Genomic DNA, 14,704 nt, shown 5'->3' with positions numbered 1-14,704 from the left:
CGGTGGGCCCACGGCCGCGCGGACTGAATTGTCCTGTGGTGCCGGGGAATGATGCCTGGTCTCTCATGTTCAGGGGTGAGCATTTGGGGAGATTCCTGGGAATTTCAGTGGAAGATTCACACCGGTGGGTCCCCGCTGGGTGCGCTACGGTGACCGAGGTTCGAAGTACGGGAGGCCTGAGGAGGTCGCATGGCTATCTACGAGTACACCGCCGAGGAACGTCCCGCGGTTGCACCGGTGGTCGTGCCGCGGTCCAAGGGACGGATGGTCGTCAACTGGCTCACGTCCACCGACCACAAGACGATCGGGTACATGTACCTGATCTCCTCCTTCGGCTTCTTCTGCATCGCCGGTGTGATGGCGCTGCTGATCCGTGCCGAGCTGTTCGCCCCAGGTATGCAGATCCTGGAGACCAAGGAGCAGTACAACCAGCTGTTCACCATGCACGGCACGATCATGCTGCTGATGTTCGGCACCCCGCTGTTCGTCGGCTTCGCCAACGTCATCGTCCCGCTGCAGATCGGGGCCCCCGACGTCGCCTTCCCGCGGCTGAACGCCCTGGCGTTCTGGTTCTTCCTGTTCGGGTCCCTGATCGCCACCGCCGGCTTTCTCACCCCGCAGGGCGCGGCCTCCTTCGGCTGGTACGCCTACGCACCGCTGTCCAACGCGTCCTTCACCCCGGGCGTGGGGGGTGACCTGTGGGTGTTCGGGCTCATCCTGTCCGGTTTCGGCACGATCATGGGCGCGGTCAACTTCATCACCACGATCATCGCGATGCGCGCCCCGGGCATGACCGTGTGGCGGATGGGCCTGTTCACCTGGAACGTGCTCATCACCTCGCTGCTGGTGATCATGGCTTTCCCCCCACTCACTGCCGCGCTGTTCGCGCTGGGCATGGACCGCACCCTCGGTGGCAATATTTTCGACCCCGCCAACGGTGGGCCGGTGCTGTGGCAAAACCTGTTCTGGTTCTTCGGCCACCCCGAGGTCTACATCCTCGCCCTGCCGTTCTTCGGCATCGTCTCCGAGATCATCCCGGTGTTCTCCCGCAAGCCGCTGTTCGGCTACAAGGGCTTGGTGTTCGCCACGATCGCCATCGCCGCGCTGTCGGTGACGGTGTGGGCTCACCACATGTACGTCACCGGTACGGTGTTCTTGAGCTTCTTCGCGTTCATGACCATGATGATCGCCGTTCCCACCGGGGTGAAGTTCTTCAACTGGATCGGCACCATGTGGCAGGGCTCGATCACCTTCGAGACCCCGATGCTGTGGGTGCTGGGCTTCATGTTCACGTTCCTCTTCGGTGGTCTGACCGGGGTGATCCTCGCGTCCCCGCCACTGGACTTCCATCTCAACGACTCCTATTTCGTGGTCGCCCACTTCCACTACGTGCTCTTCGGCACCGTGGTCTTCGGCATGTTCGCCGGGTTCTACTTCTGGTGGCCGAAGTTCACCGGCAAGATGCTCAACGAGCGGATCGGCAAGATCCACTTCTGGCTGCTGTTCCTGGGCTTCCACATGACCTTCCTGATCCAGCACTGGCTGGGGGTCTCGGGGATGCCGCGCCGCTACGCGGACTACCTGCCGGAGGACGACTTCACCTGGATGAACCAGATCTCCACCATCGGGGCGATGTTGTTGGGCGTGTCGATGATCCCGTTCTTCTGGAACGTGTACACGACCTGGCGCCACGGCACGAAGGTCGAGGTGGACGACCCCTGGGGGTTCGGCGGATCGCTGGAGTGGGCGACGTCGTGTCCGCCGCCGCGGCACAACTTCACCTCGCTGCCGCGGATCCGCTCCGAGCGTCCCGCCCTGGACCTGCACCACCCGGAGCTGGCGGCGGAGTCCCCGCAGCAGTCCCCGGTCGACGACGCCGCCATCGCCACCCGAGAAAGCTGACACCAGTCCCCCGCTCGCTCCACGCAAGTGGTCTGCACGACACACTCCACCAGCAACACTTTGCCCTGGCCGGGGGCATGTCCCTGCCTTCCACAGTTGGACGCGCCCTTGTGTCCACCTACCAGTGCATTGCGCTCCGACACCCGTAGGCCACCACGGACCCCGTCGAAGGCTGCCTCCAGATGTGCAGGAGCAGGGCCACGGCGCGGGAAAACCAGCCCCAATCTGGGCAGGGAGACCTGAGCCGTGTGGTTGCCACGAGGAGCCCCGCGAAGGGGCTCAAGCGCCCGTCTCCTGGTGGGTCGCCATGATCGGGGCGCCGGGAACCTCGAGATCTTCCATGACAGCGGTCGCCAACCTGGACCTGCAGACGATTGGATGCGCAATGAGGAAGGGTGAACCTCGTGAAGGATCCGTCATCTGAACCACGATCGGAGACTCCATTTCAGGGAAATCGTCCCAACCCCCACGAACCCACGGAGGCGTCATGTCCATTCCCTCTCCCGGACGTGTCCTGGTGGTCGACGACGAGGTCGACCTGGCGGAACTGGTCGTGGAGTATCTGCGTAAGGCCGGCCTTCAGGTCGCGGTGCGCCATGACGGCAACCAGGCGGTGGCCGCGGTGCGCGACTTCTCCCCGGACGTGCTGGTGCTGGACCTGGGGCTGCCGGGGATCGACGGGATCGAGGTGTGCCGTCAGGTGCGGACCTTCTCGGACTGCCACGTGCTGATGCTCACCGCCCGCGACGACGAGATCGACAAGATCGTGGGCCTGTCGGTGGGCGCCGACGACTACGTGACCAAACCGTTCAGCCCGCGTGAGCTCGTGGCCCGAGTCCAGGCCATGCTGCGCCGGGTGCGCACCCGGCCCGCCCCCGCCCCGGAGCCGGCGGGTCAGGACCAGGCGCTGGTGATCGGGGACCTGGTGGTGGACGAGGCCGCCCGGGAAGTGCATCTGGGCGGGGAGCCGGTGGCGCTGACGAGGATCGAGTTCGACCTGCTCCTGTGTCTGGCTACCAACCCGCAGCTGGTGCTCTCTCGCCGGCAGCTGGTGGAGATGGTCTGGGACACGCACTGGACCGGGGACGAGCACCTGGTGGACGTGCACATCGGGCGGATCCGCAAGAAGCTCGGCGATACGGCCACCGACCCGAAATTCATCCACACCATCCGCGGGGTCGGCTACCGGATGGGCACCGGCCGATGAGCACCACCACCTCGACGGGCCGACGCTGGTCCTGGAGTCCGTTGACGGTGCGGTTGATGCTGGCCCAGACCGCGGTGCTGGCCGTCGGGCTGATCATCGTGGTCGTGACCGCGGTGCTGATCGGGCCGAACATGTTCTACCACGAGCTCGTTCAGGCCGGTCACGCCGATGCGGCCACCGGGCTGGTGCACCTTCAGGACGCCTTCCGCTCGGTGAGTCTCACGGCCCTGGTCATCGGCGGGCTGCCGGCCCTCTACATCGCCGGGCTGCTGACCTTCTACCTCTACCGCACCATCGGGCGGTCCCTGGCCTCCTTCAGCACCGCCGCCGGTGAGGTCGCCGCGGGCAACTATGAGGTTCGGGTCACCTCGGCGAAGCTGGGCCCGGAGTTCGACTCCCTGGCCTCTTCCTTCAACGAGATGGCCGCCCGGCTCGACGCCGTGGACACCACCCGGCGCCAGATGCTGGCCGATCTGGCCCACGAGATGCGCACCCCGCTGGCCAGTCTCAAAGGACATCTGGAAGGCATCGAGGACGGGGTGGTGGAACTCGACGGGCACACCACCGGGATCCTCAACGCCCAGATCACCCGCCTGGAGCGCCTGGCCCGCGACATCCGCCAGCTCACCGCCGCCGAAGAAGGCATGACCCGGATGCAGCTCACCCCCCAGGACCCCCAGCACCTGGCGGACCAGGCGGTCGCGGCCATCGAGCCCGACGCCGCCGGCAAGGGAGTGTCGATCACCTCGCTGAGCACCGGCATGGACGTCACCCCGATCCCGCTGGATCCGGAGCGGATGGGCCAGGTGCTGAGCAACCTGCTGGAGAACGCCCTGCGCCACACCCCGCCGGGGGGCACCATCACCCTGCACACCGACCACGCCCCGGAGGCGGTCACCTACACGGTCACCGACTCCGGGGAGGGCATCAGTTCTGAGAGCCTCCCGCACGTCTTCGAGCGGTTCTACCGCGCGAACACCGGACGGGAGGCCCACCGCGGCGGCTCCGGGCTGGGGCTGGCGATCAGCAAGACCCTCATCGAGGCCCAGGGCGGGACCCTGGAAGCCACCAGCGCCGGCCCCGGGCGCGGGGCCAGCTTCCGGATCCACCTGCCCCGCCACCGGCCCAACGGCTGAGCCACACTGAGGGCCCCGGGCTTAAGGTCTGGGAACAACGACGGGCCGTGCCTGCCACCGCAGCTGTTCAGCTGCGGTGGCAGGCACGGCCCGCGTGGGGGGTGCAGTGTCGTCTACCCGTGCGAGGCCCCGGAGGATCTGTTGAGCACGAGCCGGCGGGTGCCCTTCACGCTGAGGCTGACGACCCGCTCCAGTGGGCCCTGGCCCAGGGCGCGGTGCCAGGCCACCGCGAACAGTGCCGCAACAGCCAGATTGATCACGAACCACAGGTAGGGCTGGTCGTAGTGAATCTCGAAGGACAGGCCCACCAGGTGGGCGGTGTAGAGGGTCAAGGTCATGACCCCCATCGCCGCCAGCGGCATCAGCCACGTCTCGGCCTTCCGGGCGATCAGCAACAGGGCCCCGAGCACGGCCAGGCTCACGCCCAGGCTCGCCGCGATCGCCAGCGGAGTGTTGGTGTGCGGGGTGGCGATCGCCAGCCACCACACCGTGGAGGTCGGCAGCGAGTCCGGTCCCCACACCAGCACTTCCTCCAACTCGTGCTCGCCCATCGAGGAGGCGGCCAGCAGCCGCTGGTAGCCGCCGAAGGCGTAGAGCAGGAAGTAGGAGGCGGCCTGAGCGAAGATCACGACCCCGACACCGACGACCAGCAACCGGATCTGGACCTCCTGCTTGCGCAGGTTCAACCGGCCGAGCCCCAGTCCGACCAGCAGGTAGGTCATGTAGGGCAGGGCCGGGTAGGTCCCGGTCAGCAGCAGCTGGGAGGCCGTGGCCCCGGGCTCGGTGAGCACGGTGGTCAGCGTGGGGTTGTAGTTGCTCCAGGCGGGCAGCTGATCGAGCAGGCCCTGCATCAGCAGCGGGGACACGATCCCGAAGACCGCAGCGCTGATGAACAGCACCTTCGGGCCGGCGTGCAGGAACGGGATCGCCAGCAGGAAGAACACCCCGTAGTAGATCAAGATGTTGTAGGCCGGCGGGTCCTCCGACATCAGCGTGCCGATCCACAGACCGACAGCGGCGATGAGCACCGCCCGTACCAGCAGCCCGATCCGGTCAGCGGTCATTTTCCGACCCTGGTGCGGGTGACGCCCCCCGGAGGTCAGCGCCAGCCCGACCCCGGCCAGCAGCGCGAACAGCGCTGCCGAATCTCCGGAGAACAAACGCCAGGACCAGCTGGCCTCCCCGGTCTCCTCGTTCCAGGCCGGCAGCAGATGGATGGCCATCAACCCGATCAGCGCCAACCCCCTCGCCGCGTCGATCCCCACCAACCGGCTCGTGGGCCGGATCAGTGCATCATCCAGTCCCGCTGGATCGGGTTTCTCCGCCCGTGACATCGCGCTCATGACTCCCCCTGATCGAGCCGGCCCCTCCAGGGCCGGCGAAGCGTGCGACCCGTGGCCGCATCCGAGGCCGTAGGGCACCCGGAGTTGTATTGCCCTCACGATGGGTGCTGCGCCTAAAGCTCAGGTCGCAGGACTCTCAAGTTCCCATGAAGATTGCGTGAGCCGCCGACGAAAAGGGCAGGCTCACGTACGAGCGGCACAAACGACAGTGGAGAACCGACGCCGCCTTACCGGGTTCTGCGCGAAAGATCCCACGCCGGCTGTGTCAACGCCGAGCGAATATTGACCCCTTATCACCGTTGAATCCGCCCGGCGCCCGAGGGTCAGCATTCAGGCGGAAACGACAGGCCGCCGCCTCCGCAACGCACCAAGGCCGCGCCAGTCCAGTCCGAAAGGGTGCCCTGACTCAGGGGAGGCCGAACCAGGGCACCCTCACACCACTGACCCGAGGGACTGCCCGGGGCACCGGCCGATGAGAACTGGGGGTTCTCACACTGAAAGTTATCTCTTCCCCAACCCGGAAAATAGGGCGCGCAGCCGTTATTAACCATGTTTGATGGTATCTACACACCGCCTTTACTTAAGCTCAATGATGAGCGCTGGCTCCGGTGAGTCGTGCGAGCCGGGCGAGAACCGCCTTGGGTGCCCCAGTGGCGGTTCTCGCCCGGGCCGCGCGCAGATACTCCAGCGACTCGGCATCCTGCCCGCGGGCAGGAATCCGTGCATGGGCGGTCTCGGCCGGGACGTCGAGAACGACCACAACAACCCCGCACAGCACGGTGACCGCCAACCACGGCAGCACCCGGCCCGGCGGCAGATCCCGGACCCGTCGCAGCACCAGTTGGCACACCAGGTGGCGGTTGATCACCACCAGACCGTCCCGGCGTGCGGCACGCACCTGGCAGACCAGGACGTTGACGGTGCGCACTCCGGTTTCGAACCGGTCCGCCCACCGCACCGGCACCTCCACCCCGACGCGTGCCGAGGTGCGTGCCAGCCAACGGCGACCGGACCGGTTGCGTAGCACGATCACCTCCCGTCCCGCCTGCCGCTCCGCCGCCACCAGCGCCGCGGCCGTCGTCGTCTTCCCGGCCCCGTCGATGCCCAGTTCGCCCGAGCGGGCATCCTCGTCAACGTGTTCAGGGGTGGGTGGTCGACGATCTTCCGAAGAAGGCCGTGCAGGAAAGACCCAGCACAGTGCGCTAGCGTCCTGCCCGTTCAGGAGGAGCAAGACCCTTTTTGGTCCATTGGAGGAGACCGCATGGCGGATGGTACGGACCCGGAGCGGGCGCGGCAGGAACGTGCTGCGCTGCTGGATCAGCACTGGGCGGCCGATGCCCGGGCCACCCGTAGGCGGCGGGTCCTGGCGGGAGCGGGTGCGGTGACCGCTGTCGCAGCGGTCGCAGCTCTAGTGGCCGTCGCGGTGATCAACGATCCCCCGCCCCAGGCGCGGGAGGACATCGAGATCGCCGGGCTGCAGACCTTCGGCGACCTCGGCAACTCCCATGTGGAGGCCGCGGTGGACTACGAGCAGGCGCCCCCGGTGGGCGGGGACCATGCCAGTGCCTGGCTCAACTGCGGGGTCTACACGGAGCCGGTGCCCGAGGAGAACGCTGTGCACGCCCTGGAGCATGGGGCGGTGTGGGCCGCTTACGACCCCTCCGCCTTGTCCGAGGACCAGGTGGAGGCCCTGCGCCAGGCTGTCCCCGACACCTACGTGGTGCTCTCCCCCTACGAGGATCTGGGCGCCCCCATAATGGTCTCGGCGTGGGGGGCTCAGGTGGCCGTGGACTCCCCCGAGGATGAGCGCCTGGAGCAGTTCGTGACCAAGTACTGGCAGTCCCCCGAGGCCCCGGAGCCCGGGGCGTCCTGCACCGGTGGCATCGATGCCCCCAGCCGGGTCGCGTGAGCACCAGCACCGGCGCCGCCTCCAGGAGCGTGGCAGGGCACCGGGGACGGTGGGTCCTGCTGGTGCTGGCGGCCGTGCTACTGGCAGCTGCCGGCTGGGCGGTGGGGCAGCTGAGCGCTCCAACGTCGTCCACCCCGGCGGAGGGCAGCCCGGAAGCCGGGTTCGCCCGCGACATGCAGACCCACCACCTGCAAGCGGTGGAAATGAGCTCCCTGGTCCGGGACCGCACGGAGGATCCGGAGATCCGCCGATTGGCCTACGACATCTCCCGCACCCAGCAGCAACAGGCCGGGCAGATGTACGGGTGGCTCTCCGTGTGGGGGCTGCCCCAGGCCTCGCCCCAGCCGACCATGGCCTGGATGGACGACGGCGCGCAGGACCACACGTCCATGCCCGGCATGGACTCCACGACCCCGGGCCTGGATGCGCGAATGCCGGGTATGGCCACCGCCGAACAGCTGGACCAGCTGGAGGACGCCGAAGGCCGGGAAGCTGAACGGCTCTACCTCGAGTTGATGATCCCTCACCACCAGGCAGGTGCGACCATGGCCCAGGCCATCCTGGAGCGCACCGAGAATCCCGTGGTGACGTCCCTGGCGCAGTCGATCGCCACCAGCCAGACCTCCGAGATCGACTACATGGAGGACCTGCTGGCCGAGCGCCGCACCCCATCATGATCCCCATCCGCACACCAGGATCAGCACACGTGGCCGGGCCCGTGCAAAAGCTGACGGGCTCAGACGTGAACCGGTCTCCAGGCTCGGCCCCGCTGCGCGCCGTGATCGGAATCCACCGGGGTTCTTCGGCCACCACCTCCAAGATCCCATGGAAGTCAGGGACGGGGCCGGTGGGGCACGCCCGCCCCTCTCGGACCGGTCCTGGGCTCAGGGCCCGATCAGGACCCCGGGACCGTTCTGTGGCGTGCGAAAATGCGGCCATGGCAGTCGATGCTTTCCGTGACCATGGTTGACCGCAGCGTGGAGGGCCCGGTCTGGGTTCCGATCGAGCCCCCGAGCCTGGAGAACTTCCTGGCTCCCACGATGCAACCGGTTCCGCTCATCCCGGCCATCGCGCTGGTGCTGGCTGTGCTGTATCTGGCCGGAGCAGCCCGGCTGTGGACAGCACGCCGGCGGTGGCCGGTATGGCGGACCCTGTGTTTTCTCACCGGGTGCGCGGCCACCGCGCTCATCATGGGCGCGGGAATCGAAGGCTACGGGTTGCGCATGTTCTCCGTGTTCATGTTCCAGCAGCTGACCCTGATGATGATCGTCCCAGCACTGCTGGTCCTGGGCAGCCCGGGCACCCTGCTGCTGCGGGCCACACCCCACCGCGGACCCGGCGCCGTGGTGCTGCGTCTGGCCCTGGGGGGTCTGCGTTCCCGGTGGGGCAGGTTCGCCGTCCATCCCGCCTTTTTGGTTCCGTTGTTCCTGGTCAGTTTCTACGGGGTGTATCTCAGCGGGCTGGACGACCGGCTGTTGCCCACCTGGTACGGCCATACCGGGTTGGAACTGCTGTTCTTGGCCTCCGGGATCCTGTTCACCGTTCCGTTGCTGTCGGCCGATCCACTACCGACCAAGCAGACCTACGGCAGTCGCTTGGCCGACATTGTCCCCGAGATGCCGCTGCACGCCTTCTTCGGCGTCATCGTCATGATGGCTCCGCTGCCCGTCGTGGATTTCTTCGCCACCCCGCCGGACAGCTGGGATCTCGACCCGATGGCCGATCAGGTCCTGGCCGGCTCGTTGGCCTGGTCCTACGGCGAATTACCGTCCGTGCTGATCCTGCTGTTCATCATGAGCCAGTGGCACCGCGACGATGCGCGCAAAGCCGCCCGCGACGAGGCCGAAACCGCCGTCAGGGGCACCCCGGATCTGGATGCCTACAACGCCTACCTGGATCAGCTGCAGCAGCGCACCGAGAACCGCTAGCCCCACAGGCATCAGCCGCCGACCGGAGCCGGTCGGGGCGGGCAAAGACGCCGACGCGGCCGGTCCCTGCCGTCACCCGGTGCGTGGTCCCCGGTGGTCTGCAGGACATCGTCTGGCCAAGGACAACTCCTCCCCGGGCGTAGAAAACCCGATCGTTGACCATCTCCACCGGTTCTGAACCTGGTGCACGTCCGTGGTGCTGATGGTGGCGGGGCCGGAGAAAACCGTCCGCAAGCCTCGCGGCAGGCACTGGCGACTGGAGCTGCTTCCACAGCCAGGACACAGGAAAAGGATAAGCCTGGGAAAGTCCGTCCTGGTCGGATGGAGATAGACAGGGCCCGGAGGTCCGGACCGGTGGGCGGGGGCCCGCCGGTACAGCCGAGAGAAGGAACGCACCAGCATGGTCAACGTCCACCATCCGAACTCGGGGACGCGGGGACCAACAGGGGGCTCAGAGCTCCCGCTGGTGAAGAAGCCACGGCTGGTGGGGGTCGACGCCGCCCGGGGTCTGGCCCTGCTGGGGATGTTCTCCATCCACATTCTGCCCGCCTGGGACCCCGAGACCTACGAGGTCACCCTGCAGTGGCAGCTCTTCGCCGGCCGGGCCGCGGCCCTGTTCGCCCTGCTGGCCGGGGTCGGCCTGGCCTTCTCCACCGGCGCAGGCACACCCCACCGGGGCCGGACGATGACGGCTGACCGGGTGGGGGTGCTCGTCCGGGCCGTGCTGATCACCGTGCTGGGTCTGCTCGTCAACCAGGTGATGCCGGAGGACCCGCCGGCCTACAACATCTTGATCTACTACGGGGTGTTCTTCCTGCTGGCCATCCCCTTCCTGCACCTGCCCGCACGAACCCTGTTCGTCCTCGCCGGGGTCAACGCCGTGCTCGCCCCCGTGCTGATGCAGTCCCTGCGCGACGCGCTACCGGAGATGGAGACCTACAACCCCACCATCACCGGGGTGCTCACCGACCCCGGCACCGTGCTGTCCCAGGTGCTGTTGACCGGCACCTACCCCGCGTTCCCGTACCTGACCTACCTGCTCGCCGGCATAGCCATCGGCCGGCTCAACCTGCGGTCCCTGCACGTCCAGGGCCGGTTGCTCGTAGCCGGTCTGATCCTGGCTCTGGCCGCGTGGCTGGTCTACTGGGTGCTGATCCTCCAGGCCGGCGGCTACGACCAACTGATGAGCTCCACCCCGTCGCTGAGCCACGAGCAGATCGACGAGATCCTCATCTGGGGCCCCGACCCCGTCCTGCCCGACACCACGTGGTGGTGGATGCTGATCCCCGGCCCGCACACCAACACCCCGATCGCCATCCTCTACGGCCTCGGCTCCGGCACAGCCGTGCTGGGGGCGTTCCTGCTCATCGGGCGGAAATCCGGCGCCTGGCTGCTGCCGCTCAGTGCTGCCGGTTCCATGACCCTGACCCTCTACACGGCCCACCTGCTGGCCCTGGCCGCGATGGTGCACTACGAGGTGCCCATGCTGTGGTTCCTCATCCACGCAGGCGGGGCGGCGGTGTTCGCCGTGGCCTGGCAACGCGCCTACGGGCAAGGCCCGCTGGAGCGGGCCCTGGCCCGGACCGCCGGCGCCGGGCGCGGGCTCGTCCTCACCCCCGGTCGTCGCGAAGACTGAGCCCGGACCCAGCTGCAACAGCAGCTGGTCCCCATCACGCCGGCGACATCGGTAGCGGACACCAACAACATCTCCGCCGGACACATAGCAATGCACAGCGCCTTCGACAGTCGGTCGGCCCCTGCTGGGCCACCGTTCCGGTAGCCACGACGACGTGACGCCCCGGCCCTCCGGGCCCGTCGTGGTCAGGATGCGCCCGTTCCGCCGCCTGGCAACCAGCCGTCGGAGCCAATCGGCAGGCCAGCAAACATTTCGGGTACCCGAGACAGCACACGAGGACGCCGCCCTTGACCAGCAGGGCACCTGCATAGGCCCTTCCACCGCAAGGCTGCGCTCATGCGACGAGGATGGGCACGTGCGCGGGGTCAGGGTCGGCTTGGACGAGGCGGTGAAGGGGGCAGCCCGCAGATGCGCCGCGCATGTCCGGCCAGGATGAGCCCGGGACGGACAAGGCGCACCATCCACACGACGTGAACCAGTCCGCGACGCCCGATGCAGATGCTCAAAGGGCTCAGGCCCTGGAGACTGCCGGAGACCCTGACCGGCCATCGAGGGGCTGGCGGCATGACCGCTCCGGCATCGGTTGCGCCCCTGGGTGAAGGTGGCGCTGGCCCTGGGTACCGGAAGATGCCCCATGGGATAACATATGCAGATCTAGTCAGATGTGAGGAGGTCTCATGGTTCAGGTCACCCCGCTGGAGACTTGCGTGGTCGTCGCGGCCCACCCCGACAAGGTGGCGCTGACCCGGCAGAACATTCCCGAGCACGCCGAGGCGGTGCAGCTCGCCGCGATGTTCAGGTTGTTCGGCGACCCGCGTCGGGTGCGGATCCTCTACGCGTTGCTCGAGGCCGGTGAGTTGTGCGTGTGCGACCTCTCCGCCGCGGTGGAGGTCCCGGAGACGGCGGTATCCCAGGCCCTGCGCCTGTTGCGCACTGCCGGGGTCGTCGAGAACCGACGGGACGGGCGGATGGTGTATTACCGTCTCGCCGATGCTCATGTGCGGATGCTGCTCGATCTCAGCCGCGAGCACACCCGGCACGAGGGGAGCTCCTGATGGGCGCCGGGCACAGCCACGGGCCGGCCATGCCCACCGCAGGGCACGCGGGTGGGCGCTATCGCCGGCGGCTGGCTGCGGCGTTCGCGCTGACGGCGACCTTCTTCGTCGTCGAGCTCGTCGCCGGGTTGGTCTCCAATTCCCTGGCGCTCATCTCCGATGCCGGCCACATGGCCGCCGACGTGGTGGCCCTGGCCAGCACACTGCTGGCCACCCACATCGCCACCAGACCGGACACCACGGGCCGGCGCACGTATGGCTCCTACCGGGCCGAGATCTTCGCCTCCGGCCTGGTCGTGCTGATCATGCTCGGTGTCGGCGCCTACGTCATCGTCTCAGCGATGGGCCGGTTCGGCGAGGCCCCCGAGGTGACTTCCGGGACGATGCTCGTCGTCGGCTTCATCGGGCTGGTCATCAACATCGTCTCCATGCTCCTGCTGCGCAGCGGGTCCAAGGACAGCCTGAACGTCAAGGGCGCCTACTTCGAGGTGGTGGCCGACGCCGCCGGCTCGGTGGGCGTCATGATCGCCGGCGCCCTGATCATCCTCACGGGAAATCCGATCTGGGACATTGTCGTGGCCGCCCTCATCGCGGTCTTCGTCATCGTCCGGGCGCTGACCCTCGGACGGCAGGTGCTCGCCGTGCTCGGCCAGCACGCCCCGGCCGGCATCGATCCCCAAACCGTTGCGGCCACCCTCGGCGACGTCGGCGGGGTGGCCCAGGTCCACGACCTGCACCTGTGGACGCTGACCTCGGGGATGAACGTGGCCACCGCCCACCTCGTCGCGGCCCCCGGCGCGGACCACCAGGAGGTACTCGTCGGCGCCCAGGACGTGCTGCGCGAACGGTACGCGATCGAGCACGCCACCTTGCAGGTAGAACCCGCCGACCGGCCCGGCTGCCACGACCTGACCTGGTGAAGGCAGCCTGAGACGGTCCGCCGGCGCGACGGCGACCTTAGCCACCACCGACGGTGGGCGCATGAATCTCCACTACGCCACCTCCCCGACCGAAAAGTCCCAGGACCACACCGGCTCCACCGTGCCGCTGCTGGGCTTCAGACCCGAGGCCGAGGACCTTCCGGCACTGATCGACCAGATCGGCATCTCCGAGATCACCACCACAGCCCTGAGTCTGCACTGACCTGCGGTGATCAGCCCGACCGGGTGCTCTTGACTCGTTCACCCGATCAGGCCGACCGCCGTCCCAGTCCCTACTCCTCCCCCCGTCCAGGACCGGTGGGGTGGCAGAGTCATCACCTCCCTGCCCGTCGTCCCGGCCATTTCCGACCCGATGGGCTGGCCCTCGCTGGAGCCGGACCCACCAGGGAGCCCCACCAAGGAGTCCTTCAACAGGCGGAACCACCCCTTCGCCGACAGTGAAGCGACCAACCAGCAAGGACCGGCTGTGGGATCAACACGTTTGGGCCCGTGTTCAAGAACCATTCAGCAAACCGTGGTCCTATGGCACCGGCACCCACGCCCGGACTTGCTGACCCACCATCTTGGCACTGCCGTGTCGAGCGACCTGCAGGAGAACCCCCTATGACCGACAACGCCTCGGGACCCGCTGTTATGGGATCCACCGCGCCTGCCCGTGCTACGGACACGGCCGCCCCCGACTTCCAGAATCTGGTGGCCCCGGTCCCGGATGCGGTGCGCAAAGATTCCGTCACCGGCGGGGTGACCCCGGCCCCGTCGGCCGGTGCCCGGTGGGCGGCGGAGTTCGCCGGTACTACCGTGCTGGTCTTCGCCGGGCTGGGCACGGGCATTTTCGCCACCGCGGTGATCGATTCCGCACTGGGCTTCGGGCTGGCGCTGCTGGCGGTACTGGTGGCTTTCGGACACGTCTCCGGGGGACACTTCAATCCAGCAGTGACCCTGGCGGCGGTCGTGGCCGGGCGCACTCCGACCAAGGTCGCCCTCGGCTACGTGGTGGCCCAGGTGCTCGGAGCACTGGTCGCGGTGGGCCTGCTGTGGGCGGTGCTGATGACACTGATCGATGCCTCCACCACCGCCCAAGCCCTGGGTGCGGTGGCCAACGGCTACGGGGAGAACTCCACCTCCCAAGCCGGCTGGCCCACCGTGCTTCTGATCGAGTTCGTGGCGACGACCCTGTTCGTCCTCGTGGTCCTGGGCTCGACCGCCCCGCGGGCCAACGCGGTACTGGCCCCGGTGGCGATCGGGGCGACCTTCGCCTTCCTGCTCACCATCCTGGCGCCTTTCGACGGCGGATCGCTGAATCCGGCCCGCTCCACCGGCACCGCGGTCATCGGTGGTGCTGAGAGCCTGTCCCAGCTGTGGCTGTTCTGGGTTGCCCCGTTGCTGGGGGGCCTGGTGGCGGGTCTGATCTACCGTGTGGTGGATCTGGGCCGCGCACCCCGCCCCGCCACCGTGCCGCCCGCCGAAGACGCCACAGCGAGCACCGGTACCGACACTTCCAGCGCCCCGACAGCGTGAGAAAGTCCAGCAGTCTCGTGATGTGACAGTCCTATTCACCATGACGTCCCCTCGGAGCCTTGTGGATCCACCCGCGCCAGCGCAGGCCGGGCGGGCGTCGGGGGCTGAGGACGGGTTGAGGAGAGTCCC

The 14,704-nt window shown here is 67.8% G+C and carries 13 protein-coding genes; 11 read left to right on the top strand and 2 right to left on the bottom strand.

Features of this window, described 5'->3' with window-relative positions:
• Window positions 1–189 precede the first annotated feature (189 nt).
• The 3 genes from ctaD (at window position 190) to ABL57_RS18045 (ending at window position 4,245) form a co-directional block, all read left to right on the top strand.
• Window positions 190–1,902, top strand: coding sequence for a cytochrome c oxidase subunit I (gene ctaD, locus ABL57_RS18055; RefSeq protein ID WP_047804866.1), 1,713 nt, complete (start codon window positions 190–192; stop codon window positions 1,900–1,902).
• 487 nt (window positions 1,903–2,389) lie between these two features.
• Window positions 2,390–3,109, top strand: coding sequence for a response regulator transcription factor (locus ABL57_RS18050; protein ID WP_047804865.1), 720 nt, complete (start codon window positions 2,390–2,392; stop codon window positions 3,107–3,109).
• Entirely contained in the window at window positions 3,106–4,245 is a 1,140-nt protein-coding gene (locus ABL57_RS18045) for a cell wall metabolism sensor histidine kinase WalK (protein WP_047804864.1), read from the top strand. The genes ABL57_RS18050 and ABL57_RS18045 overlap by 4 nt, the downstream gene beginning before the upstream one ends.
• A gap of 113 nt (window positions 4,246–4,358) precedes the next feature.
• On the opposite strand, the gene ABL57_RS18040 is transcribed toward ABL57_RS18045, so the two are convergent.
• Complete coding sequence (locus tag ABL57_RS18040; protein ID WP_238986116.1) at window positions 4,359–5,588, bottom strand: heparan-alpha-glucosaminide N-acetyltransferase domain-containing protein; 1,230 nt, start codon at window positions 5,586–5,588, stop codon at window positions 4,359–4,361.
• Window positions 5,589–6,174: 586 nt separating this feature from the next.
• A complete protein-coding gene (locus tag ABL57_RS18035; protein ID WP_238986115.1) occupies window positions 6,175–6,912 on the bottom strand; it encodes a thymidylate kinase in 738 nt (245 codons plus the stop codon).
• A gap of 57 nt (window positions 6,913–6,969) precedes the next feature.
• Here ABL57_RS18035 and ABL57_RS18030 point away from each other — a divergent pair, with 57 nt between their 5' ends.
• From ABL57_RS18030 to ABL57_RS18000, 8 genes are all read left to right on the top strand, one after another.
• Entirely contained in the window at window positions 6,970–7,497 is a 528-nt protein-coding gene (locus ABL57_RS18030; protein WP_238986114.1) for a DUF3105 domain-containing protein, read from the top strand.
• Complete coding sequence (locus ABL57_RS18025) at window positions 7,494–8,174, top strand: DUF305 domain-containing protein (RefSeq protein WP_238986113.1); 681 nt, start codon at window positions 7,494–7,496, stop codon at window positions 8,172–8,174. Before ABL57_RS18030 ends, ABL57_RS18025 begins: the two co-directional genes overlap by 4 nt.
• Before the next feature lie 285 nt (window positions 8,175–8,459).
• Complete coding sequence (locus ABL57_RS18020) at window positions 8,460–9,425, top strand: cytochrome c oxidase assembly protein (RefSeq protein ID WP_047804905.1); 966 nt, start codon at window positions 8,460–8,462, stop codon at window positions 9,423–9,425.
• 466 nt (window positions 9,426–9,891) lie between these two features.
• A complete protein-coding gene (locus ABL57_RS18015; protein ID WP_238986112.1) occupies window positions 9,892–11,061 on the top strand; it encodes a heparan-alpha-glucosaminide N-acetyltransferase domain-containing protein in 1,170 nt (389 codons plus the stop codon).
• Window positions 11,062–11,738: 677 nt separating this feature from the next.
• A complete protein-coding gene (locus ABL57_RS18010; protein ID WP_047804859.1) occupies window positions 11,739–12,116 on the top strand; it encodes a helix-turn-helix transcriptional regulator in 378 nt (125 codons plus the stop codon).
• Window positions 12,116–13,036 (top strand): cation diffusion facilitator family transporter, encoded by a 921-nt coding sequence (locus tag ABL57_RS18005; RefSeq protein ID WP_047804858.1) that lies wholly within the window; start codon window positions 12,116–12,118, stop codon window positions 13,034–13,036. The genes ABL57_RS18010 and ABL57_RS18005 overlap by 1 nt, the downstream gene beginning before the upstream one ends.
• Before the next feature lie 61 nt (window positions 13,037–13,097).
• Complete coding sequence (locus ABL57_RS22480) at window positions 13,098–13,259, top strand: hypothetical protein (RefSeq protein WP_158041128.1); 162 nt, start codon at window positions 13,098–13,100, stop codon at window positions 13,257–13,259.
• 401 nt (window positions 13,260–13,660) lie between these two features.
• A complete protein-coding gene (locus ABL57_RS18000) occupies window positions 13,661–14,575 on the top strand; it encodes an aquaporin (RefSeq protein WP_160310813.1) in 915 nt (304 codons plus the stop codon).
• Window positions 14,576–14,704 lie beyond the last annotated feature (129 nt).

This window comes from Kocuria sp. SM24M-10 (genome assembly GCF_001027955.1).
GTDB lineage: Bacteria > Actinomycetota > Actinomycetes > Actinomycetales > Micrococcaceae > Kocuria > Kocuria oceani.
Note: the sequence above shows the minus strand (reverse complement) of the source record. Positions and strands in the feature narration are given on the sequence as shown.